Source organism: Clavibacter vidaverae (genome assembly GCF_047529985.1).
In the GTDB taxonomy this organism is placed as follows: domain Bacteria; phylum Actinomycetota; class Actinomycetes; order Actinomycetales; family Microbacteriaceae; genus Clavibacter; species Clavibacter nebraskensis_A.
Map to the genome: position 1 here is coordinate 2,343,272 of NZ_JBLJAM010000001.1, position 21,645 is coordinate 2,364,916.

22 protein-coding genes and 1 tRNA gene are annotated in these 21,645 nt (G+C 74.7%); 17 read left to right on the forward strand and 6 right to left on the reverse strand.

The window, feature by feature from the left end:
- Positions 1-57: 57 nt before the first annotated feature.
- The 5 genes from ACMT9T_RS11215 to ACMT9T_RS11235 all read left to right on the forward strand — a co-directional run bounded on the left by ACMT9T_RS11215 (position 58) and on the right by ACMT9T_RS11235 (position 5,242).
- A complete protein-coding gene (locus ACMT9T_RS11215) occupies positions 58-2,040 on the forward strand; it encodes a M13 family metallopeptidase (protein WP_414745612.1) in 1,983 nt (660 codons plus the stop codon).
- 145 nt (positions 2,041-2,185) lie between these two features.
- Positions 2,186-2,959 (forward strand): serine hydrolase, encoded by a 774-nt coding sequence (locus ACMT9T_RS11220; RefSeq protein ID WP_414745613.1) that lies wholly within the window; start codon positions 2,186-2,188, stop codon positions 2,957-2,959.
- 105 nt (positions 2,960-3,064) lie between these two features.
- A complete protein-coding gene (locus tag ACMT9T_RS11225) occupies positions 3,065-3,808 on the forward strand; it encodes a histidine phosphatase family protein (RefSeq protein ID WP_414745614.1) in 744 nt (247 codons plus the stop codon).
- Positions 3,809-3,875: 67 nt separating this feature from the next.
- Entirely contained in the window at positions 3,876-4,859 is a 984-nt protein-coding gene (locus ACMT9T_RS11230) for a 1,4-dihydroxy-2-naphthoate polyprenyltransferase (protein ID WP_414745615.1), read from the forward strand.
- 5 nt (positions 4,860-4,864) lie between these two features.
- A complete protein-coding gene (locus ACMT9T_RS11235; RefSeq protein WP_414745616.1) occupies positions 4,865-5,242 on the forward strand; it encodes a hypothetical protein in 378 nt (125 codons plus the stop codon).
- A 29-nt stretch (positions 5,243-5,271) separates the two neighbouring features.
- Here ACMT9T_RS11235 and ACMT9T_RS11240 read toward each other — a convergent pair whose 3' ends face one another.
- Positions 5,272-5,553, reverse strand: coding sequence for a DUF1905 domain-containing protein (locus ACMT9T_RS11240; protein WP_414745617.1), 282 nt, complete (start codon positions 5,551-5,553; stop codon positions 5,272-5,274).
- A 97-nt stretch (positions 5,554-5,650) separates the two neighbouring features.
- Positions 5,651-6,025 (reverse strand): DUF4229 domain-containing protein, encoded by a 375-nt coding sequence (locus ACMT9T_RS11245; protein ID WP_414745618.1) that lies wholly within the window; start codon positions 6,023-6,025, stop codon positions 5,651-5,653.
- A 137-nt stretch (positions 6,026-6,162) separates the two neighbouring features.
- Here ACMT9T_RS11245 and ACMT9T_RS11250 point away from each other — a divergent pair, with 137 nt between their 5' ends.
- The 3 genes from ACMT9T_RS11250 (at position 6,163) to ACMT9T_RS11260 (ending at position 9,272) form a co-directional block, all read left to right on the forward strand.
- Positions 6,163-6,585 carry a PLD nuclease N-terminal domain-containing protein gene (locus tag ACMT9T_RS11250; RefSeq protein WP_116054170.1) on the forward strand — a complete coding sequence of 141 codons (423 nt, stop codon included), beginning with the start codon at positions 6,163-6,165 and terminating at the stop codon, positions 6,583-6,585.
- Between the two features lie 6 nt (positions 6,586-6,591).
- Positions 6,592-8,349 carry a 2-succinyl-5-enolpyruvyl-6-hydroxy-3-cyclohexene-1-carboxylic-acid synthase gene (menD, locus tag ACMT9T_RS11255; RefSeq protein ID WP_414745619.1) on the forward strand — a complete coding sequence of 586 codons (1,758 nt, stop codon included), beginning with the start codon at positions 6,592-6,594 and terminating at the stop codon, positions 8,347-8,349.
- 68 nt (positions 8,350-8,417) lie between these two features.
- On the forward strand, positions 8,418-9,272 hold the full coding sequence (locus ACMT9T_RS11260) for an EamA family transporter (RefSeq protein WP_414745620.1): 855 nt from the start codon (positions 8,418-8,420) through the stop codon (positions 9,270-9,272).
- A 30-nt stretch (positions 9,273-9,302) separates the two neighbouring features.
- Here ACMT9T_RS11260 and ACMT9T_RS11265 read toward each other — a convergent pair whose 3' ends face one another.
- A complete protein-coding gene (locus ACMT9T_RS11265; protein ID WP_414745621.1) occupies positions 9,303-10,046 on the reverse strand; it encodes a tyrosine-protein phosphatase in 744 nt (247 codons plus the stop codon).
- Positions 10,047-10,143: 97 nt separating this feature from the next.
- On the opposite strand from ACMT9T_RS11265, the gene ACMT9T_RS11270 reads away from it, so the two are divergent.
- Together ACMT9T_RS11270 and ACMT9T_RS11275 are read left to right on the forward strand one after the other, a co-directional pair.
- The gene (locus tag ACMT9T_RS11270; protein ID WP_414745622.1) at positions 10,144-10,704 is read left to right on the forward strand and encodes an ArsR/SmtB family transcription factor; all 561 of its coding nucleotides are present in this window, start codon (positions 10,144-10,146) and stop codon (positions 10,702-10,704) included.
- Positions 10,701-12,026, forward strand: coding sequence for an MFS transporter (locus ACMT9T_RS11275; RefSeq protein ID WP_414745623.1), 1,326 nt, complete (start codon positions 10,701-10,703; stop codon positions 12,024-12,026). The genes ACMT9T_RS11270 and ACMT9T_RS11275 overlap by 4 nt, the downstream gene beginning before the upstream one ends.
- Here the strand turns inward: ACMT9T_RS11275 and ACMT9T_RS11280 are convergent.
- Positions 12,023-13,297, reverse strand: a complete 1,275-nt coding sequence (locus tag ACMT9T_RS11280) for an isochorismate synthase (protein ID WP_414745624.1) — start codon at positions 13,295-13,297, stop codon at positions 12,023-12,025. The genes ACMT9T_RS11275 and ACMT9T_RS11280 overlap by 4 nt on opposite strands.
- Positions 13,298-13,446: 149 nt before the next feature.
- On the opposite strand from ACMT9T_RS11280, the gene ubiE reads away from it, so the two are divergent.
- From ubiE to ACMT9T_RS11305, 5 genes are all read left to right on the forward strand, one after another.
- On the forward strand, positions 13,447-14,181 hold the full coding sequence (gene ubiE, locus ACMT9T_RS11285) for a bifunctional demethylmenaquinone methyltransferase/2-methoxy-6-polyprenyl-1,4-benzoquinol methylase UbiE (protein ID WP_414745883.1): 735 nt from the start codon (positions 13,447-13,449) through the stop codon (positions 14,179-14,181).
- Positions 14,182-14,216: 35 nt separating this feature from the next.
- The gene (locus tag ACMT9T_RS11290) at positions 14,217-15,290 is read left to right on the forward strand and encodes a polyprenyl synthetase family protein (protein WP_414745625.1); all 1,074 of its coding nucleotides are present in this window, start codon (positions 14,217-14,219) and stop codon (positions 15,288-15,290) included.
- 90 nt (positions 15,291-15,380) lie between these two features.
- Positions 15,381-16,751, forward strand: a complete 1,371-nt coding sequence (locus tag ACMT9T_RS11295) for an FAD-dependent oxidoreductase (RefSeq protein WP_414745626.1) — start codon at positions 15,381-15,383, stop codon at positions 16,749-16,751.
- A gap of 137 nt (positions 16,752-16,888) precedes the next feature.
- A complete protein-coding gene (locus tag ACMT9T_RS11300) occupies positions 16,889-17,572 on the forward strand; it encodes a prepilin peptidase (RefSeq protein ID WP_414745627.1) in 684 nt (227 codons plus the stop codon).
- 122 nt (positions 17,573-17,694) lie between these two features.
- Positions 17,695-18,189: a MarR family winged helix-turn-helix transcriptional regulator gene (locus tag ACMT9T_RS11305; protein ID WP_414745628.1), complete on the forward strand. Its 495-nt coding sequence runs from the start codon at positions 17,695-17,697 to the stop codon at positions 18,187-18,189.
- Positions 18,190-18,246: 57 nt separating this feature from the next.
- Here ACMT9T_RS11305 and cls read toward each other — a convergent pair whose 3' ends face one another.
- Positions 18,247-19,716 carry a cardiolipin synthase gene (gene cls / locus ACMT9T_RS11310; protein WP_414745629.1) on the reverse strand — a complete coding sequence of 490 codons (1,470 nt, stop codon included), beginning with the start codon at positions 19,714-19,716 and terminating at the stop codon, positions 18,247-18,249.
- Between the two features lie 93 nt (positions 19,717-19,809).
- Complete coding sequence (locus tag ACMT9T_RS11315; protein ID WP_414745630.1) at positions 19,810-20,298, reverse strand: YajQ family cyclic di-GMP-binding protein; 489 nt, start codon at positions 20,296-20,298, stop codon at positions 19,810-19,812.
- A gap of 140 nt (positions 20,299-20,438) precedes the next feature.
- Here ACMT9T_RS11315 and ACMT9T_RS11320 point away from each other — a divergent pair.
- A tRNA-Tyr gene (locus ACMT9T_RS11320) sits at positions 20,439-20,520 on the forward strand.
- A gap of 115 nt (positions 20,521-20,635) precedes the next feature.
- Positions 20,636-21,622: an aldo/keto reductase gene (locus tag ACMT9T_RS11325; protein WP_414745631.1), complete on the forward strand. Its 987-nt coding sequence runs from the start codon at positions 20,636-20,638 to the stop codon at positions 21,620-21,622.
- The last annotated feature ends 23 nt before the right edge of the window (positions 21,623-21,645 follow it).

Genomic DNA, 21,645 nt, shown 5'->3' on the forward strand with positions numbered 1-21,645 from the left:
ACAGCCGGCTGACGAGCTCCCGGCGACACCCGGGCGGAGGCGCCTAGGCTCGACCCCATGAGCGCCGAGACACCTCCGACCGGGATCCGCACCGACGAGCTGGATCAGGGGGTGCGCCCGCAGGACGACCTCTACCTCCACGTGAACGGGCGCTGGCTCGAGTGCACCGAGATCCCCGACGACAAGGCCCGCTGGGGCTCGTTCCACCAGCTCGCGGAGGCGGCCGAGGAGGCCGTGCGGGTGATCATCGAGGAGGCCGTGGACGCCGAGCCCGGCACCGACGAGCGCAAGGCCGGCGACCTCTTCACGAGCTTCATGGACGAGGAGCGCGTGGAGCGCCTCGGCGTCGAGCCCATCCGTGACCAGCTGGACGCGGCCGCCGCCGTCACCGACGTCCCGTCCTTCCTGCGCACGCTCGGCGCCCTCGAGCAGACGAACGTGAGCGGGATCCTCGGCCTCTTCGTCGACAACGACCCGGGCGATCCCGAGCGCTACGTCGTGCAGGTCGAGCAGGGCGGCATCGGCCTCCCCGACGAGAGCTACTACCGCGAGGAGGGCCACGCGGCCGTCCGCGACGCGTACCGCGCCTTCGTCGAGCGCATGCTCGGCCTCGCGCAGCTGGACGACCCCGCGGGCCGCGCCGACCGGATCCTCGACCTCGAGACCCGCATCGCCGCCGCCCACTGGGACAACGTGCGCACCCGCGACAGCCAGGCCACCTACAACCTCGTCACGTGGGCCGACCTCCGCGAGCTGGTCGCGACGGCCGCCGGCGCCGACCTCGACGTGTGGCGCGACGCCCTCGAGGCGCCCGCGGCCGCGCTCGACGAGGTCGTGCTGCGCGAGCCGAGCTTCGCCGAGGGCGTCGGCGCGCTGCTCACCGACGCCGAGGTCCCCGCGCTCCGCGACTGGCTCACCTGGCAGGTCATCCGCTCGAACGCGGCGCTGCTCCCGAAGGCCTTCTCGGAGGCGAGCTTCGACTTCTACGGCCGCACGCTCACGGGCGCGCCCGAGCAGCGCGTGCGCTGGAAGCGCGGCGTCTCGCTCGTCGAGGGATCCATGGGCGAGGCCATCGGCCGCGTCTACGTCGACCGCCACTTCAGCCGCACCGCGAAGGCCGAGATGGACGTGCTCGTCGGCTACCTCGTCCAGGCGTACCGCGACTCCATCTCCGGCCTCGACTGGATGACCGCGGAGACGCGCGGCCGGGCGCTGGAGAAGCTGGAGAAGTTCACCCCCAAGATCGGCTTCCCCGACAAGTGGCGCGACTACTCCGCGCTCGAGATCGACCCGACGGACCTCGTCGGCAACGTCCGCGCGACCGCCCGGTTCGAGACGCGCCGCGAGCTCGCGAAGATCGGCGCCCCGCTGGATCGCGACGAGTGGTTCATGACGCCGCAGACCATCAACGCGTACTACAACCCCGGCTTCAACGAGATCGTGTTCCCGGCCGCGATCCTGCAGTTCCCGTTCTTCGACGAGGCGCGCGACCCGGCCGCGAACTACGGCGCGATCGGCGCGGTCATCGGCCACGAGATCGGCCACGGCTTCGACGACCAGGGCTCGCGCTACGACGGCGACGGCCGCCTCACCGACTGGTGGACCCCGGCCGACCGCGCGGCGTTCGAGGAGCGCACCGCGTCGCTGATCCAGCAGTACGACGCCCTCGTGCCCGCGCAGCTGACGGCCGACGGCGCCCCCCACGTGAACGGCGCGCTCACCATCGGCGAGAACATCGGCGACCTCGGCGGCCTCTCCATCGCGTGGAAGGCGTACCTCCTCTCCCTCGAGGGCGCGGAGCCGCCGGTGGTCGACGGCCTGACGGGCGCGGAGCGCTTCTTCCTCTCCTGGGCGCAGGCCTGGCAGCAGAAGGGCCGCGACGCCGAGGTGATGCGGCTGCTCGCGATCGACCCGCACGCGCCGAACGAGTTCCGCTGCAACCAGATCGTCCGCAACATCGACGCGTTCTACGACACGTTCGACGTGCAGCTGGGCGACGGCCTCTGGCTCGACGAGGAGGCCCGCGTCACCATCTGGTGACGCGCCGCGCGATGGCTCCCGCCGGCGAGGATCCGCGCCGCCGCCCCCGGCACACCGGGGCGGTGCCGCGCGCCACGCAGGGCAGGAGCCGACCGCGTGCTTCCGCTCCGCGTTCCGCGCGCTGGGCGGCCTCGCCCTCGACGGGATGCGGGTCGCCGCTCGCGCGACCGACCTCGACTCCGGCGACGTGGTGCTCTCCGTCGACGACCACGTCGCCCTGCCCGCCGCGGGCCTCGGCCGCGTGCTGCTCCTCGTCGAGCTGTCCGCGCGCATGACCGGCGGCGACCTCTCGCCGCTGCACCTCGTGGATCGCGGCCCCCACGACGAGGGCGGCACCGCGGGCCTCTGGCGCCACCTCGTGGTGCCGTCGCTGCCCGTCACCGACCTCGCCTCGCTCGTGGGCGCCACGGGCGACGCCGCCGCGACCAACGCGCTCCTCGGCCTCGTCGGCCTCGACGCGGTGCGCACGCGCGCCGAGTCGCTCGGCCTCCGCCGCACGGCCCTCCTCGACGTGGCGCGCGGCACCCGCGGGCCGGACGACGCCCCGCAGCTCTCCGTGGGATCCGCCCGCGAGCTCGCGTCGCTCTTCGCCTCCCTCGTGCACGGCGAGGTGGTGGACGAGGAGACGAGCACGCGCGTGGTCGGCTGGCTCGCGCTCAACACCGACCGGTCGATGGTGGCCGCGTCCTTCGGCCTGGACGCGCCCGTCGGCCGCGGCGGCGAGCACGGCATGGCGCTCGTCGACTGCACGGGCGTCGACGCGGGCGTGCGGGCCGAGGCGGGCGTGCTCCGCGGTCCGCGCGGCGCGGTCGCCTACGCCGTCATGGTGCACTTCGACGACGCCGACCTCCGCGCCCGACTCGCCGTCCGCGACGCCCTGGGCGTGGTGGGGCTCGACCTGCTGGAGCACGTGCACTGAGCCCCGGGGATCCGCCGCCCACCGGCCGCGGACCCGCCCGGGAGTAGGGTCGGATGTCGCCCGCCACCCGCCCGGACGACGGAGGAGACCCCCACGATGACCGGCATGAACCCCGCCACCGCCAAGCGCCTCGCCCGCGACGACGTCGCGCCGATGTACGCGGAGGTGGATGCGGCCATCGCGCGCGCGGAGATCCCCGGCACCCCGGAGTGGCAGGAGAAGGTCCGCGGGCGCATCGTCATGGTGCGCCACGGGCAGACCGAGTGGAGCGTCAACGGACGCCACACCGGCACGACCGACATCCCCCTCACCGGGACCGGCGAGGAGCAGGCCCGTGCGGTCGGCGAGGTGCTCGCGGGCACGGAGTTCGGCCTCGTGCTCGCGAGCCCGCGGTCGCGTGCGCAGCGCACCGCGGAGCTCATCGGCTACGGCGACCAGGCCGAGGTCGACGACCGGCTCGTCGAGTTCGACTACGGCGCGTACGAGGGCCGCACCACCGCCGACATCCAGTCCGAGCGCGGCCACTGGGACCTCTGGACCGACGGCGTCCCCGCGGGCGACACCCCCGGCGAGACGTCCCAGCAGGTCCGCGACCGCGTCCTCCAGGTGCTCGAGCACGTGCTGCCCGTGCTCGAGTCCGGCCAGGACGTGCTGCTCGTCGCCCACGCCCACGTGATCCGCGCGCTCGCCGTCGCGTGGGTCGGCCTGCCCGCGGAGGCCGGCGGGATCCTCACGCTCTCCACCTCCACGCTCAGCGAGCTCGGCTTCGAGCACGGCCGCCACGCGATCATGCGCTGGAACTGCCCCGCGGACGGCTGGGCGCCGTCGCCCGTGGGCGGCAGCCGCTAGCGCTGCTGCTGGTGCGGCTGCTCCCGCGCGCGGTCGCGGGGGATGCGCCCGCGTAGGATCGCCCCTCGTGGCACAGAAGAAGAAGCGCACCCGCCCGGCCCCGTCGTCCGCAGCCCGCACCCGCCCGGGATCGCCCGCGAAGGCGCGTTCCGGCGACCCGGCGAAGGCCCCGAAGGCGACCGCGCGCGACTGGATCTCCGGCGCCCGCATCCGCACCCTCCCGCTCGCCGTCGCCCCCGTCGCGATCGGCGCGGGAGCCGCCCGCGCGATGGGCCCCGACGAGGGCGTCTCCCTCGGCCTCGCGCTCCTCTGCCTCGCCGTCGCGGTGCTGCTGCAGATCGGCGTGAACTACGCCAACGACTACTCCGACGGCGTCCGCGGCACCGACGACGTGCGCGTCGGCCCCGCCCGCCTCACCGGATCCGGCGCCGCCAAGCCCCGCACCGTGCTCACCGTGGCGCTCACGTTCTTCGGCCTCGCCGCGGTCGCGGGCCTCGCGATCGTGCTGATCACCGGCCACTGGTGGCTGCTCGCGGTCGGCGCCGTCGCCATCGTGGCGGCCTACTTCTACACGGGCGGCAAGCGCCCCTACGGCTACGCGGGCCTCGGCGACGTGGTCGTCTTCGTGTTCTTCGGCCTGGTCGCGACCGCGGGCACGCAGTTCATCCTCATCGGCATGATCACCGGCGAGGGCTGGCTGGGCGGCGTCGCGGCCGGCGGCTTCGCGTGCGCCGTGCTGATGGTCAACAACATCCGCGACATCGAGCAGGACGGCAAGGTCGGCAAGCGCACGCTCGCGGTGCGGCTCGGCCCGCGCGGCTCCCGCATCGTCTACTGCATCGAGGTCGCGATCGCCTACGGGGTCGTGGTCTTCTTCTTCCTCTTCTACCCGAAGGCGCTGCTGGTGCTGTTCACGCTCGTGCTGGCGCTGCCGGCCGCGATCATCGCGTGCACCGGCCGCACCCCGAAGGAGCTGATCCTCTCGCTGCAGCTCACGAGCATGGCCGCCCTCACGTTCGGCCTGGGCCTCGGGGCGGCGTTCGCGTTCTGAGCCCGGTGGATCCCGCCCTCGTCCAGGCGCTCGCCGCCGACCACGAGACGTGGCCGACCGACGATCCGCGGCTGCTCGCGCTGCGGCAGCGGGCGGGTTCCCGGCGCCGCGCGGTCCTCGTGGTCGACGCGGCGCTCCACGCGTGGTGGGCGGAGCGCTGGGCGGCGGATGCCGAGCGGGCGGCGGCCGCGATCGCCGCCCGGGTCGCGCGGGCGATCGACGAGGCTGGACCGGGGGAGCGGTATCTGCTCCTCGACGGCGGGCGGATCACCCCGTCGACGCGTACCCGGCTTCCCGCGGTGCGCGACACGACGCCGTCGACAGGTGCCCGCTGGGTCGCCTACGTGCCCGTGGAGCGCGACGGACCCCCGGACCCGCGCTGACGCGCGCGGCTCAGCTGCGCACGGAGCGATCAGGTCAGGCGCTCGGTGATCCGGACGTCGACCTGATCGCCCAGGTCCTTGCCCAGCTTCTTCCGGAGCTTCGCGCTGATCGACAGCATGTGCCCGCCGGCGCCGGTGGGCAGTAGGCCCGCCGTGAGCGGCTCGCCGTCGACGGTCGCGACCACCTTCACGGCTTTCCCCGTGCCGAGGAGCTCGACCGAGCCGGGCACCTCCACGCACGCCCACAGGTCGTCCTTGACGGTGACGCCGATGGTCGCCGTGAAGGCGAGGTCGAGGGGTCCGGCGCTCACGCGTGCATCCCCTCCTCGACGTCCGTGCTGATGCGGCACGAGCGTATCGGGGGAGGGGCGGGCGGCTCCAGCCCCCGGCGGGATCCTGACGCCCCGGTCAGCTGCGCTCGGCCTGGCCGTCGGCGCGTGGGGCGGCGGCCGCGGTGTCGGCCGATCCGGCGCCCGGGGCGGCCGCGGCGTCGGCGGCCCCTGCCGCGCGCGCCTGGCGCTCGGCGGCGTCGACCGCGGCGTCCTCGGAGTCGTCGTCCTCCACGGGCTTGCGGCGTCCGGCGGCGACGGCCGCGAGATCCGCCGCCATCGCCTCGCGCTGCTTGTGCAGGAAGATGTACGACCCGCAGAACGACACCACCGCGCCGATGACCGCGGCCAGCGGCCAGAAGTCGGGGCTCACCGCGACCACCAGGCCGAACGGCACGGCGAACAGGAGGATGCGGACGACGGTGTAGACGAGCCAGTAGCGACGGGAACTCACCGGGTCAGCATAGGTCGGGCGGCTGGACGGGGCCCCGACCGTCCACGCCCCGCCGTCCAGCCGGGGTCCGGCCCGCGTCCTCTTCCCGCTCGCTGAGCGCCCGGCGTCCTCCCCGGTTGCGGAGCTACCATCGGGAGATGCCCCGCCTGTTGATCGGTCTCGCCGTCGTGATCGTGTTCTTCACGGTCTTCGTCATCGTGGACACCTCCCTGACGCCGCGGACCCGCATGCGCGGCCTCCCGAAGCCCGCCTGGATCGCGGTGGTCGTCCTGGTGCCCCTCATCGGCGGCATCCTCTGGCTCACGATCGGCAAGGACCGCACCGACCTCGCCCGCGCGTCCGGCCGCCGGCTCGGCCCGGACGACGACCCCGACTTCCTCTCCGGCCTCGGCCGCACGCGCTCGGAGGAGGAGCGGATCCGCCGCCTCGAGCAGGAGCTCGCCGACCTCGACAGCGACGGCACCGGCCCCGACGACCCGCAGGCGCCCGGCACCGCGGGCGGCCCCACGCGGCCGAACCGCGACGACGACGACCGCGCGCCCGGCCGCCGGGACGCCTGACCGCCGGTGACCGCGACCGACTCCCGCCCCGCCCGCCCGTCCTCCACCTCCCCCCGCACCGGCAACCCGTCCACCGACCGCGCCGTCGCGATGCTGCTCGCGTTGGTCGGCGAGGGCGTCACCGACGTGGTGCTCTGCCCCGGATCCCGCTCCCAGGCCCTCGCGCTCGTCGCGGCCGAGCTGGAGCGCGTCGACGGCGTGCGCCTGCACGTCCGCATCGACGAGCGCGCCGCCGCGTTCCTGGCGCTCGGCCTCGGTGTCGAGTCCGGCCGGCCCGCGCCCGTCGTCACCACCTCCGGCACGGCCGTCGCGAACCTGCACCCGGCCGTCCTCGAGGCGTGGCACTCGGGCGTCCCGATGCTGCTCGTCACCGCCGACCGCCCGGCCGAGCTCCGCGGCATCGCCAGCAACCAGACCACCCGGCAGCCCGGGATGTTCGGGGACCGGGTCGTCGGCGTCGACGTGCCCGCGCCCGAGGAGACCGACGACGACCTCGCGCGCGACGCCGCCCTGGCCCGCGACGCGTACCGCCGCGCCCGCGACGAGCGCACGCCCGTGCACGTGAACGTGGCGTTCCGGGATCCGCTCTCCGTCGCCGTGCCCGACCTCGCGGACGCCGCCGCGGAGGCGCGCGCCGCCGCCGATGCCGCCGAGCCCGCGTCCGAGTCCGCGGATCCCGCCGACGTCCTCGACCTCCCGCACGGCCCGCGCACGCTCGTCGTCGCCGGGCACGCCGCGGGCGAGGCCGCCGAGGAGCTCGCGCGCGCCGGGGGCTGGCCGCTCGCCGCCGAGATCTCCAGCGGATCCCACTTCGGCCCGAACCTCGTCGTGTCCTTCCGCGAGCTGCTCGCCCGGCCCGGCTTCGGCGACCGCGTGGAGCGCGTGATCGTGTTCGGCCACCCGACCCTCACCCGCGAGGTGCCGCTGCTCGTGGGGCGCGACGACGTCGAGGCGATCGTCGTCGGATCCACCGGCGGCGAGGACTACGACCCGCGCCACCGCGTCACCGCCCACCCGGCCGCCGTGCGCGTGGTGGGCGAGCCCGCGGATCCGACCGAGGCCCGCCGCTGGCTCGGCACCTGGGTGCAGGAGAGCCGGGCGATCCTCGACGAGGCGACCGCCGCGGAGTCCGCCCCGCTCGTCCCCGCCGGCACCACGCCCGCCGAGCGCCGCGAGTTCGCGCGCGCCGAGCTCGCCGCCGTGCGCGCCGACGTCACGCGCCGCAGCCTCGTCCGCGCCGTCTGGCAGGCCACCTGGCCGCACGACCGCCTCGTGCTCGGGGCGTCGCGCCTCATCCGCGAGGCCGACCGCGCGCTCCCCGGCAAGCGCGTGCGCGTGCACGCCAACCGCGGGCTCGCCGGCATCGACGGCACGATCTCCACCGGCCTCGGCATCGCGCTCGCCTCGCAGGCGGGATCCGGCACCTCGGCCGCGGGCGTCACGCGCGTGCTCGTCGGCGACCTCACGCTCCTGCACGACGTCGGCTCGCTGCTGCTCGGCACGGGGGAGCGCGTGCCCCGGATCCAGGTCATCGTCGGCAACGACGGCGGCGGCACCATCTTCGACGGCCTCGAGGTGTCGCGCACGGCCGCGCCTGACGCCATCGACCGCGTCATGTTCACCCCGCAGCGCGTCGACCTCGCGTCCCTCGCCGCGGCCTACGGCTGGACGCACCTGCGCGCCGCGACCCATGGCGAGCTGGAGGCGGCGCTCACCACCGCGTCCGAGGCGCCGCTGCTCATCGAGGTGCCGCTGGTCCGATAGGGCCGTCCGTCCGGCTCCCGTTCGCTAGCGTCGGAGCGCGGGCCCCGACCCGCGCGATCGGGGGACGGATGCTGGGGATCGCGCTCGCGCTCGGATCCGCCGTCGCGCACACCGGCTGGAACGCGCTCAGCAAGGCGGGCGCGGCCGGCGGCACGGCGTTCGTCTGGCTCTGCACCGCGATCGGCGCGCTCGTCGTGCTCCCGGTGGCCGCCGTCGTCGTGGTCACGCAGGGGCTCGTCCCCACATGGTCGTGGCTCGGCGCGGGGGCGGTCGGCGCGGCTCTGCACGGCGGCTACAGCCTGGTGCTGCAGGCGGGCTACCGGCGCGGGGAGGTGAGCGTCGTCTACCCGGTGTCGCGCGGGCTCGCGCCCGTGCTGGTCGCCCTGCTCGGCGTGATCCTGTTCGGCCAGCGCCTCGGGATCCCCTCGGGCCTCGGCATCGCCCTCATCGCCCTCTCGGTGCTGCTGCTCCTCGGCGACGGATCCGCGGGCGGACGCGGAGGCGGCGTCGGCTGGGGCGCGCTCACGGCCGTCGTCATCGCGGGGTACTCGCTGTGGGACGCCGCCGCCGTGGTCACCTGGGGGATCCCGCCGGTGCCGTACTACGCGGTCGTGGCGGTGCTGCAGCTCGGCATGGTCACCGTCGTGGCGCGTCGCCGGATCGGCGTCGAGATGATCCGCGACCGTCGCCGCGTCCTCCTCGCGCTCGCCGTCGGCCTGCTGATCCCGCTCTCCTACGTGCTCAGCCTGCTGGCGCTCGAGCACGCGCCCGTCGCCGAGGTGTCGGCGCTGCGGAGCACGAGCATCGTCATGTCGGGGCTCGTCGCGTGGGCGGCGCTGGGCGAGCGGATCAGCGTGCGCCGGCTGGCGTCGACCGCGCTGGCGACCGGGGCCGTGCTGCTGATCGCCCTGTCCTCGACGTGAGGCCCGGGCGGTCGACGCCGCGCTCCGCGGCTACGCGACCGCGGCCGGGATCGCTCCGCGCCACGTGCGCAGCGCCTGGCGCTCGGACTCCGTGAGGTCGGCCGCGTCGAAGAGGCGGTCGAGGTCGATGCCCGCCATCGCCTCGCGGAACGCCGCCTCGCTCGTGGTGCCGCGCTCGGCCAGGAACGCCTCGATCGCGGGCTCCATGTCGGGCTGGCCGGAGTTCGCCGACCGCTCCTGCCCGAGGCGGACGCTCTCCAGGTAGTCGTCGACGATCTCGTCCGGCTCGGCGTCCACCGCGAGGAGCAGCAGCAGGGCGACGAGGCCCGTGCGGTCGCGGCCGGCGCCGCAGTGGAAGAGGACGCCGCCCGCGGGGGCGTGGGCGATCGTGCGCAGCGCGGCGCCAGCCCGCTCCGGCAGCTCGGCGAGGTGCGGCAGGTAGTAGAGGGGCGTGCCGACGAGGCCCGTGTCCCAGTAGGGGACCCAGAAGTCCGGGTGGTCGTCGAGGCCGTCGAGGTCGACGTGCGCGTCGTGGATCCAGTCGGGGCGCGGCCGGGTGTCGCGGGCCCGCTCGCCCGGCTGGCGGAGGTCGAGCACGGTGCGGTAGCCGAGCTCGCGGAGCCGCTCCCATCCGGCGTCGGTGATGAGGTCGGCGTCCTCGCTGCGCGCGAGGACGCCCGCCGGGGTGGTGCCGCCGGAGCGGAGGCGGATGCCGCCGAGGTCGCGGGCGTTCACGAGGCCGTCGATCGGGAGGGTGCGGTCGGATGCGGTCATCGCACGAGTCGAGCACGGCGTCCGGATGCGCCGCATCATCCTCGCGACCGTCAAAGAAGCGTTTGACAGTCGGTGCGCTGCCGTGGTCGGATGGCGCGTGCCCGCCGACGAGACCGACCTCCGCGACCTCCGCGTCATCGCCCACCCGCTGCGCCTGCGCCTCCTCTCGCTCTGCACGCGCGGGCCGCTCAGCGCGTCCGAGGCGGCGCGCGAGCTCGGCGAGACGCAGGCGAACGTCAGCTACCACCTGCGCCGGCTGCGCGAGGCGGGGCTCGTCGAGGACGCGGGCGTCGAGCGGATCCGCGGCGGGTCGGCCCGGCGCTACCGCCACGTGCCCGCGAGCGGCCAGCGGCTCGACGCCCTCACCGGCGGCAGCATGCCGACCCTCGCGGCCGCGCTCGCCGCCGAGCTGACGCGCCGCGCCGCCCTGCACGCCGAGGGGACGCGGCCGGTGATCACCGACGCCGAGCTCACGGTCTCCTCCGGCACGTGGATCCGCGTGCAGGAGCTCGCCCGCGAGCTCGGCACCGTGCTCCACGACGACTCCGCGCGCCGCCCGGGCGACGACGACGTGACGGTCAGCGCGACGGTGGCGCTGTTCGCGATCGCGGCGCCAGCGACCGCGACGGCCGCCGCCGCCGATCCGGCGCCCCGATGACCACGGCCCCGTCGCCCGCCCGCACCGGCTACCTCGCCGTGCTCGCGCTCCCCGGCGCGCTCCGGGCGTTCCTCCCGGCGATGCTCGGTCGCCTGTCCTTCGCGATGGTCGCGCTCGGGCTGCTCCTCCTCGTCCAGGCCCGCACCGGGTCGTTCGCGGCCGCCGGCTTCGCGACGGGCGCGTTCGGCCTCGCCAACGTCCTCGCGTCGCCGGCCCGGGCGCGGCTCGTGGACGCGCGCGGCCAGCGTCCCGTGCTCGTGGCGCTCGCGGTCGCCCACGCCCTGGGGCTCCTCGGGGTGCTGGCCGTCGTGCGGATCGGCGCGCCCGTCGGGATCGTCGTCGCGGCGTCGGCGCTCGCCGGCCTCGCGCTGCCCCCGCTCGGCGCCGCGATGCGCGTCGTCTGGGCCGCGCTCGTGCCCGACCCCGGCATGCGGACGCGCGCCTACAGCCTCGACGCCGTGGGCGAGGAGGTCGTCTTCACCGTCGGGCCGCTGATCGTCGCGGCGCTCGTGGCGGTCGCGGATCCCGAGGTCGCGGTGCTCGCCTCGGCCGCCGCGACCATGCTGGGCACGCTCGGCATGACGTCGTCGCCCCTGTCGCGGGCGCAGGGCGCGCGTCCGGTCCCGCCGCCGGGGGCGCGCGCGGCGGGGGGACGTGCGGGCGGCCGGTCCGCGGATCCGCTCCGCCAGCCGCTCGTGATCCCCCTGCTCGTGACGCTGCTCGGCGTGGGCGCGGTGCTCGGGTCCGTCGAGGTCGCCGTCGCGGCCCTGGCCGAGCGCGCGGGCGGGACGGCGCTCGCGGGTCCGCTGCTGGCCGCCTTCGCCGCGGGGAGCGCGGTCGGCGGGCTCGCGTACGGGACGCGCGCGTGGCGGGTGCCCGTGCGGATCCGCCTGGTGGCGCTGGTCGCGGCCATGCTCGTCGCGACGGCGGTCCTCGGTGCGGTCGCCGCGCGGATCCCCGCCGCGCCGGACGCGCTCGCCCTCCTCCTGCTCGGCGCCGCGCTGGTGCCGGTCGGCCTGTTCCTCGCGCCGGCGATGGTGTCGGGCTACCTCCTCGCCGACGAGCGCACCGCCCCGTCCGTGCGCACCGAGGCGTCGGCGTGGGTGAACACCGCGGTCAACACGGGCGTCGCGCTCGCGGCAGCCGCGGTCGGCGCGGTGGTGGACGCGGCGGGCCCGGTCGCGGGCATCGCGGTCGGCGGCGTCGCGGCGCTCGTCGTCGCCGGGATCGCCGCACCCCGCCTGCTGCGGCGGAGCGCGGAGCCCGCGGGGGCGGAACCCGAGCCGGAGGCCGCCGAGCCGGACCGGGCAGCCGGGCTCTAGCCCAGCGCCTCCACGACCGGCCGGAACTTCATCGCCGTCTCGGCGCGCTCGCGCTCGGGGTCGGATCCCGCGACGATGCCGGCGCCCGCGTGCGCGACGATGGCGCCCGACGGATCCACCTGGGCGCCCCGCAGCGCGATGGCCCACTCGCCGTCGCCGTCGGCCGCGACCCAGCCGACCGGCCCGGCGTAGCGTCCGCGGTCGGTGGGCTCCAGCTCGGCGATCAGCTCCAGCGAGACGGCCGTCGGGTGCCCGGCGACCGCGGCGGTCGGGTGCAGCGCGCCCACGAGGTCGAGCGACGAGGATCCGTCGCCCAGCGTGCCCGTGACGTCGCTCGCCAGGTGCCACAGGTTCGGCAGCTTGAGCGTGAAGGGCGCGTCGGTCGTGGAGAGGTCGCGGCTGTGCGGGCGGAGCGCGTCGAGGACGCTGTCGCGCGCGAACGCGTGCTCCTCGTTGTCCTTGGGGGATGCGGCGAGGCCGGCGGCCGCGGCGGCGTCGGCCTGCGCGTCGGTGCCGCGCGAGACCGTGCCGGCGAGCACGCGCGCGCCGACCCGGCCGCCGCCCACGCGCACGAGCGTCTCGGGGCTCGCGCCGATGAGGCCGTCGACCGCGTAGGTCCAGCAGTCGGGGTAGCCGAGCGCGAAGCGGCTGAGGGCGAGGCGGAGGTCGCCGCCGAGGGGGAGGCGGCCCACGAGGTCGCGCGCGAGCACGACCTTCTGCAGGTCGCCGGCCTCGATGGCGGCGACGGCGCGCGCCACGGCCTGCTCGTAGTCGTCGGGACCCATGGATCCGGGGCGCAGGTGCAGCCGGTACTCCGCGCCGGAGCGCTCGGGCACGGGGAGGGAGCCGGCGGTCAGCGCGTCGAGCGGGGAGGCGACGTCGCCGTCCTCCTGGTCGGCCAGGCGGATCCGCGTCACCCACGACACCCCGTCGCGACGCCCGACGACGATGCGCGGCACCACGAGCACGCTCGCGGCCGCGGAGTCGTCCGCGAACGCGAAGGCGCCGAACGCGATGAGGCCCGTGCCGGGGATCCCGAGCGGATCCGTCACGGTCGCGGCCGCGGCGACCTCGCGCCAGGCGGCGGCGGCGTCGCGCACGCGGTCGGGCCCGCGGAACTCGAGCCGGAGGGCCTCGCCGATGCCCCCCATCCCGGATCCGTGCCGCAGCCACACGAGCGGGTGGCGGGCGTCGAGGAGGGGGACGATCCGGGCGATGGAGTCGACGGGGGTGGTGTCGACGAGGAGCGCTCGGACGCGGGTGGCGGTCACGGACGCCAGCCTACCGCCGGGGATCCGGGCCTCCCGGGGAGGTCGGCGGCCCCGCGGATCGCCCCGCCGCCCCCGTCCTCTGATCGGCCCCTGGGCATCCGGCCCCCGCCCACCGCGAGCCCAGCGCGCCCGAATAGACTGACGGCGTGATGCGAGCAGACCTCAGCAAGAAGCCAGGCCAGGTGTCGGCCATGTTCGACGAGGTCTCGAGCGCCTACGACCGCACGAACACCTTCCTCTCGGTCGGGAACGACCAGCTCTGGCGCGTCGCCACCACGCGGGCCGTGGCGCCCGTCGCGGGCGAGCGCATCCTCGACCTGGCCGCCGGCACGGGCACCTCGAGCGCCGCGCTCGCCGCGTCCGGCGCGCACGTGGTCGCCGCCGACTTCTCCGAGGGGATGCTCGAGGTCGGCCGCCGTCGTCACGCCGGCAACCCCCGCATCGAGTTCGTGCACGCCGACGCCACCGACCTCCCCTTCGACGACGACTCCTTCGACGCCGTCACCATCTCCTTCGGCCTCCGGAACGTCGTCGAGCCGAAGAAGGGCCTCGACGAGCTGCTCCGCGTGCTCAAGCCCGGCGGCCGCATCGTCATCTGCGAGTTCAGCACCCCGCCCGTGCCGCTCGTGCGCCGCGGCTACGACCTCTACATGAGGACGGTCGCGCCCGCGCTCACCAAGCTCGTGAGCTCCAACGCCAGCGCCTACGAGTACCTCAACGAGTCGATCCAGGCCTGGCCCGACCAGGCGACGCTGAGCTCCTGGCTCCGCGAGGCCGGGTTCGCGTCGGTCGAGCACCGCGACCTCACCGCTGGGATCGTGGCGCTGCACCGCGGCGTCAAGCCCGTCGGCCGTCACGCCGCTCCCCGTCCCGCCGCGTCCTGACCGCGCCTGAACCCCGACAGACAAGGACGCCGACCATGAGTCCGAGCATCCCGCTCGCCCGCCGCGGCACCTCCGTCGCCTCCCACGCCAGCCTCACCGAGCGCCTCTTCTCGTCCTCGGGCGACCGGCGCATGGCCCGCAGCATCGACGACGGCCTCGCGCTCGTGGAGGAGCAGCTCCTCCGCGAGGTGCGCTTCGCCGACGACGTGGCCGACGTCACCACGCGCTACCTCCTCGACGCGGGCGGCAAGCGCGTGCGCCCGATGCTCGCGCTCCTCATCGCGCAGCTCGGCGAGGGCAACACCCAGCAGGTGGTCGACGCGGCGGTCGCCATCGAGATCACGCACCTCGCGTCGCTGTACCACGACGACGTCATGGACGAGGCGGACATGCGCCGCGGCGTCCCGAGCGCGCAGGCCGTGTGGGGCAACTCCATCGCGATCCTCGCGGGCGACCTCCTCTTCGCCCGCGCCAGCAAGATCGTCGCCGACCTCGGCCCGCGCGCCATCCGCCTCCAGGCCGCCACGTTCGAGCGCCTCGTGCTCGGCCAGCTGCACGAGACCATCGGCCCGCGCGAGGACCAGGACCCCATCGAGCACTACCTCGACGTCCTCGCCGACAAGACCGGCTCCCTCATCGCGTGCGCCGCGCAGATGGGCGTCATCTACTCGGGCGCGGATCCCGAGCTCGAGTCCGCCGTGCTGGCGTTCGGCGAGCGCACGGGCGTGGCCTTCCAGCTCGTCGACGACGTGCTCGACCTCGCCGACCAGCCCGAGGAGACCGGCAAGCTCGCCGGCACCGACCTCCGCGCCGGCGTCTCGACGCTGCCGCTCCTCTACCTGACGCGCCTCGCGGCCACGGACCAGGATGCGGCGACGCTGCTCGCCCGCATCCAGCGCGACGTCGAGCACGACGAGACGCCCGAGTCCGAGGCCGACCTCACCGCCGCCATCGCGGAGCTCCGCGACCACGAGGTCACGGCCCGCACGATCGCCGAGGCCCACCGCTGGGCCGCCGAGGCGGTCGACGCCCTGGCCCCCCTCCCGGAGGGCCCGGTGAAGAAGGCGCTCACGCGCTTCGCCGACACCATCGTCGAGCGCACGCGCTAGCTGCCGCTCGTCCCCGCCGGCTCTCGCGGGGATCCGCACCACCACGCCCCCGACGGCCGGACCGGGGACGACGACGAACCGGAGACACCAGTGACCAAGCTCAGGCTGGCCATCGTGGGCGCAGGGCCCGCGGGCATCTACGCGGCCGACATCATCCTGAAGGCCGAGAAGCAGTTCGACGTCTCCATCGACCTCTTCGAGCGCCTCCCCGCGCCGTACGGCCTCGTCCGCTACGGCGTCGCGCCCGACCACCCGCGCATCAAGGGCATCGTCTCGGCGCTCCGCGACGTGCTCGACCGCGGCGACATCCGCATCTTCGGCAACGTCGACTACGGCCGCGACATCACGCTGGCCGACCTGCAGAAGCACTACAACGCCGTCATCTTCTCCACGGGCGCGATCCGCGACGCCGAGCTCGACATCCCCGGCATCGACCTGCCGGGCTCGTACGGCGCGGCCGACTTCGTCAACTGGTTCGACGGCCACCCCGACTTCCCGCGCGACTGGCCGCTCGACGCCCGCGAGGTCGCCGTCATCGGCAACGGCAACGTGGCGCTCGACGTCGCGCGCATGCTCTCGAAGCACGCGGACGACCTGCTGCCCACCGAGATCCCGGACAACGTCTACGCCGGTCTCAAGCGCTCGCCCGTCACCGACGTGCACGTCTTCGGCCGACGCGGACCCGCGCAGGTGAAGTTCACGCCGCTCGAGCTCCGCGAGCTCGGCGAGGTGCCCGACGTCGACGTGGTCGTCTACGACGAGGACTTCGGCGTGGATCCCGCCGCCGAGGAGGCCGCGAAGACCAACAAGCAGGTCATGGTCATCAGCCGCGTGCTGGAGAAGTGGCGCACGCGCGAGGCCGGCACCGCGTCCCGGCGCCTGCACCTGCACTTCTACTCGCGCCCGGCCGAGGTGCTCGCGTCCGACGACGCCGAGCCCCGCGTCGCGGCCCTGCGCATCGAGCGCACGCGCCCCGACGGCCACGGAGGCGTCGAGGGCACGGGCGAGTTCCGAGACGTTCCCGTCCAGGCGATCTACCGCGCGGTCGGCTACTTCGGCTCGCCCGTCGACGGCATCCCGTTCGACGAGGTCCGCGGCGTGATCCCGAACCACGAGGGCCAGGTGCTCGACCTCGACAACACGCGCATCCCCGGCGTCTACGCCACGGGCTGGATCAAGCGCGGGCCCATCGGCCTCATCGGGCACACCAAGTCCGACGCCATGGAGACCGTCTCGCACGTGCTCAACGACCAGGGCGACTGGTGGACCCCCGAGGCGCCCGAGGAGCAGGCGATCGTCGACCTCCTCACCGAGCGCGGCATCGAGTACACCGACCTCGAGGGCTGGCACGCGCTCGACGAGCATGAGATCGCCCTGGGCCAGCCGCACGGCCGCGCCCGCGTCAAGGTGGTCGAGCGCGACGAGATGCTCGAGGCGTCGCGTCCGCGGCAGTCCGTGTGATCCGCGGGCGCTGACCCGCACCCCCTGATCGACGCCGACGGGCGCCCGCGGTCCTCCCGCGGGCGCCCGTCCGTCGTCCGTCCCCAGGTCGCGGCCCGCGCGCGCGGGTGATGCGGGCGAGCCCCTAGGGTCGCCGCGTGATCCCCGCCGCCGCTGCCGCGCTCCTCGTCGCGGCCGGCATCGCGGGCGCCGCCGTCGGCGCCGCGTCCCCGCGTCTCGTCCGCATCGCCCTCGCCGGCGGACGCCGCGCGGACGGCCTCGACGCCCGCCCGCTGGATCCGCTCCCCGGCCTCGGCCGCACCGCCGCGGTCGTCGCCGCCCTCGTCACGGGGATCCTCGCGGTCGTCGTGCTCGCCGAGACCCCGCCCGCGCGCCTCCCGCCCGCGCTGCTGCTCGTGGTCGTCGGCCCGGTGCTCGTGCTCGCCGACCTGGCCGCCCACCGCCTGCCCGATCGCGCGACGGCTCCCGCGGCGGTGGCGGCGTCGGCCCTCGCGCTGGCCGCGGGCGGATCCGGGCTCCTGCTGCGGGCGGTCGCGTGCGGAGCCGCCGCCGTCGCGGTGCTCGCGCTGCTGCAGGCCGCGACCGCCGGCGGCCTCGGCTCCGGCGACGTGAAGCTCGCGGGCGTCCTCGGCCTCGCGCTCGGGCAGGTCGGACCCGCGCAGGTCGCGCTGGGCCTCGCCGCGGGCACGCTCCTCGGCGGCGTCGCGGCGCTCGCCCTCCTGGTCGGCGGCGGGGCGCGGGCATCGACGGCCGTCCCGTTCGGCCCGTGGCTCGTGCTCGGCGCGCTCGCGGTGGCCGGCGCTCCCACTACGCTCACGTGAGCGTGCGACGACCCCGGCCGATGATCGCCTGTACGTCGATCCCCTCGCGCTCCGAGAGGCGTACGGTGGAGGAAGTGTCCAAGACCCCGGCATCGACGTACTGACGATCCAGAGGAAATGACATGGCACAGAGATCGCTCGCACTCCTGGAAGACGAGACCGGGGTGCTCCTCGCGGCCGCTTCGCGCGCGGTGGTCTCGCTGTACCGGCCGCTCCTGCAGCCGCTCAACCTCACGCATCCGCAGTACCTCGTGCTGCTGGCGCTCGACATGGAGGAGCCGCAGGCCGTCGTCGACCTCGCGGAGAAGCTCCACCTCACGCCCGGCACCCTCTCGCCGCTGCTGAAGCGCCTCGAGGTCTTCGGCTACGTCACGCGCTTCCGCGACACGACCGACGAGCGGCGCCTCTCCGTCGGCCTCACCGACGCCGGGCGCGACATGCTCCCCGTGATCTGGCGGGTCGGCGACCAGGTCCGCCGCGACATCGCGGGCGACGGCGCGGACGGCGCCTCGGGCGACTCGCAGCTGCACGCGCTGCTGCAGGCCGTGCTCGACCGCGCGATCGCGCACGAGCAGGCGGATCCGCGGGCCGACCGCACCGCGGCCGAGGACGACTGACTCGAGCACGACCGGTCCGAGCGCGTCCGACCCCGCGGGTCGCGGCGCTCCTCGCGGCTACTGCACGCCCGAGGTCAGGCGCGCCAGGTTGTCGAGCACGGTGCTGAGGCGCGTCCGCCGGCTCCACTCGTCGATGGTCAGCTCCCGGCTGCGCGCCCGGTAGCCGTCCTCGATGCGGCGCATCTCCCGCACGAACCCGGGCCCGCGCACCATCAGCGACACCTCCATGTTGAGGCTGAACGAGCGCATGTCCATGTTGCTGGATCCGATGACGGCCACGTCGTCGTCGATCGTGAAGTGCTTGCTGTGCAGGATGTAGGGCGCCCGGTACATCCAGATCCGGACGCCCGCGTTCAGCAGCTCCTCGTAGTAGGAGCGCTGCGCGTGGTAGACCACGGGCTGGTCGCCGATCTCGCTCACGAACAGCTCCACCGACAGCCCGCGCTGCACGGCGGTGGTGATCGCGTACCGCATCGAGTCGTCCGGCACGAAGTACGGCGACGTGATGACGATGCGCTCCTGCGCGTAGTAGAGGAGCGCGTTGAACAGCCGCAGGTTGTTCTCGCCGGGGAACCCGGGACCGGACGGCACGACCTGGCAGTCGAGCTCCTCGTCGTCGTCGGACGCCGCGATCTCGATGGGCTCGGTCTCGCGCACGAGCAGCTGGTCGGTCTCCGCGTACCAGTCGGTGATGAAGATCGCGTTGAGGCCGCTGACGATGGGGCCCTCGAGGCGGGTCATGAGGTCCTGCCACTTGAGGCCGCGCTTGCGGTTGACGACCTTGTTGTAGCTGCGGTGCACCATGTTCTGCGAGCCCATGAACCCCACGCGCCCGTCGACCACGAGGACCTTGCGGTGGTTGCGGAGGTCCGGCCGCTGGTAGCGCCCGCGCAGCGGCTGCACCGGGAGCATGAGCTGCCACTGGGCGCCGATCGCCGTGAGCTTGCGCGTGGTCCGCTTGTAGCCGGGCGCGCGCAGCGACGCGATGTGGTCGAGGAGCACGCGCACGGTGACGCCGCGCTGCACGGCGCGCTCGAGCGCGTCGAAGAACGGGGCGCTCGTCACGTCCCACGCGAGGATGTAGAACTCGACGTGCACGTAGCGCGTCGCCTTCTCGACCTCCGCGGTCATGGCCGCGATGGACTCGTCGTAGTGGCTGTAGAGCTTCGCCCGGTTGCCGCCGACGAGGGGCATGGATCCGAGGGTCCGGTTGAGCTCCACCACGGAGTCGAGCCACCCGGGCCACGAGTGCTCGCGCGTGACGCGCTCGATGCCCTCGGTCGACTCGATGATGAACCGGTTGATCTCCTGCTGCTTCTCCCGGCGCCGCTTCGGCAGCCGGGTCGAGCCGATGAGGAGGAACAGGAGGATGCCGAGGTACGGCAGGAAGAACACCGCCATGAGCCAGGCCACCGCGGTGGACGGCCGGCGGTTCCGCGGGATGACCAGCAGGGCCGTCACACGGACGAAGAAGTCGACGACGATCGCCAGACCCGCCAGGATCAGGGTGGTCATCGAGGGATCCATCAGCCGGAGTCTATCCGGCGGCCCGCGGGCGCCGACGGTGCCGTCGGCGGCCCGACGGGACGGGCGACGGGGCGGGCAGGCCGCCCGGCGGGATCAGCGGAAGTTGACGAACTGCAGGTCGAGGTCGACGTCCGCGCCCTTGAGCAGCGCGATGGTCTGCTGGAGGTCGTCGCGGCTCTTGCTCGAGACGCGGAGCTCGTCGCCCTCGACGCGGCTCTTGATGCTCTTCGGGCCCTCGTCGCGGATGATCTTGCCGAGCTTCTTCGCGTTCGCCTGGTCGATGCCCTGCTTGAGGGTGACCTCGATCCGGTACTCCTTGCCCGAGGCGAAGGGCTCGCCCTCCTCGAGGCTCTTCAGGCCGATGCCGCGCTTGATCATCTTCGACTGCAGCACGTCGAGGATCGCCTTCACGCGCTCCTCGCTCGAGGCCTTCATGAGGATGGTGTCGCCGCTCCACTCGATGGAGGCGCCCACGTTCTTGAAGTCGTAGCGCTGCTCCACCTCCTTCTGGGTCTGGTGGACGGCGTTGTCCGCCTCCATGCGGTCGACCTTGCTGACGACGTCGAACGAGGAATCTGCCATGCCGACCATGTTAAGGGACGCGCGGCGGCGGGGGACCGGCGGCGGAGGCGGGCGGATCCGCGCGATTTCGGTTCGCGGGCCGGCGACCGCTATCATCGACGAGCGTCTCCGGTCCGTGATCACACAGGTCGGGTGCGCATGGCGAGTTACCCTAGCGGCCAAAGGGATCTGACTGTAAATCAGACGGCTCAGCCTTCGGGGGTTCGAATCCCTCACTCGCCACCGAACGGAACGGCCCCGCGGATCGCGGGGCCGTTCGTCTGCCCCGACGCATCCGTCGGGGCCCGCCCGTGCCGGCACCGTCGCCCGCGCGCCCGACGACCTGGATCCCCGAGTGATGTTCCCCGCCGCCCCCGGCCCCTCGACGCGCGCCCTCGGCACGTCCGGCGTCGTCGTCTCCACCCTCGGCCTCGGCACGAGCGGCTTCGGCTGGACCGCCGACCGCGAGGAGGCGTGGGCGATCCTCGACGCCTACCGCGAGGCGGGCGGCACGTTCGTCGACACCGCGTCCTCCTACTCGCAGTGGGTCCCCGGCCACGAGGGCGGCGAGTCCGAGGCGATCATCGGCGGCTGGCTGGCGGCGCGCGGCTGCCGCGACGACGTGGTGGTCGGCACGAAGGTCGGCAAGAGCCGTGACGCGCCGGGCACCTCGGCCGCCTCCCTGCGCCACGGGGTCGACGCGTCGCTCCGGCGCCTCGGCACGGACCACGTCGACGTCGTGCACGCCCACCTCGACGACACCCGCACGCCGCTCGAGGAGACGGTCGCCGGGCTGTCCGACCTCGTGAAGCAGGGCAAGGCGCGGCTCGTCGGCGTCTCGGGCTTCTCGCCCGACCGGCTGGAGGAGGCGCTCGCGCTCGCCCACGGATCCGGCGCGGTGCCGGTGGGCGTGGTGCAGGAGGAGTACAGCCTGCTGTCCCGCGAGCGCACCGAGGGGCGGCTGCAGGCGGTCGTCCGGCAGGAGGGCGTCGGCCTCGTCGCGCACAGCGTGCTGGCCAAGGGGTTCCTCACGGGCAAGTACCTGCCGGGCGCTCCCGCGGTGCCGTCGGCGCGCGCGCTCGACGCGGAGCAGTACATGGCGCCCGGTGGCCACGCCACGGTGCGGGCCGCCGAGGAGGTCGCGCGGACGCGCGGCGTCACGGTCGCCGAGGTCGCCATCGCGTGGGTGCTCGGGCGGCCGGGGATCGCGAGCGCGCTGGTCGGCGCGCGGACGGCCCGGCAGATCCGGCAGCTGATGCCCGCGGGGCAGCTCGTGCTCGACGACGACGAGGTCTCCCGGCTCGCGTCGGCGGCCGCGCGCGCGGTGCGGGACGACACCGCCTGATCTCAGGGGCCGCGGAGGGACGC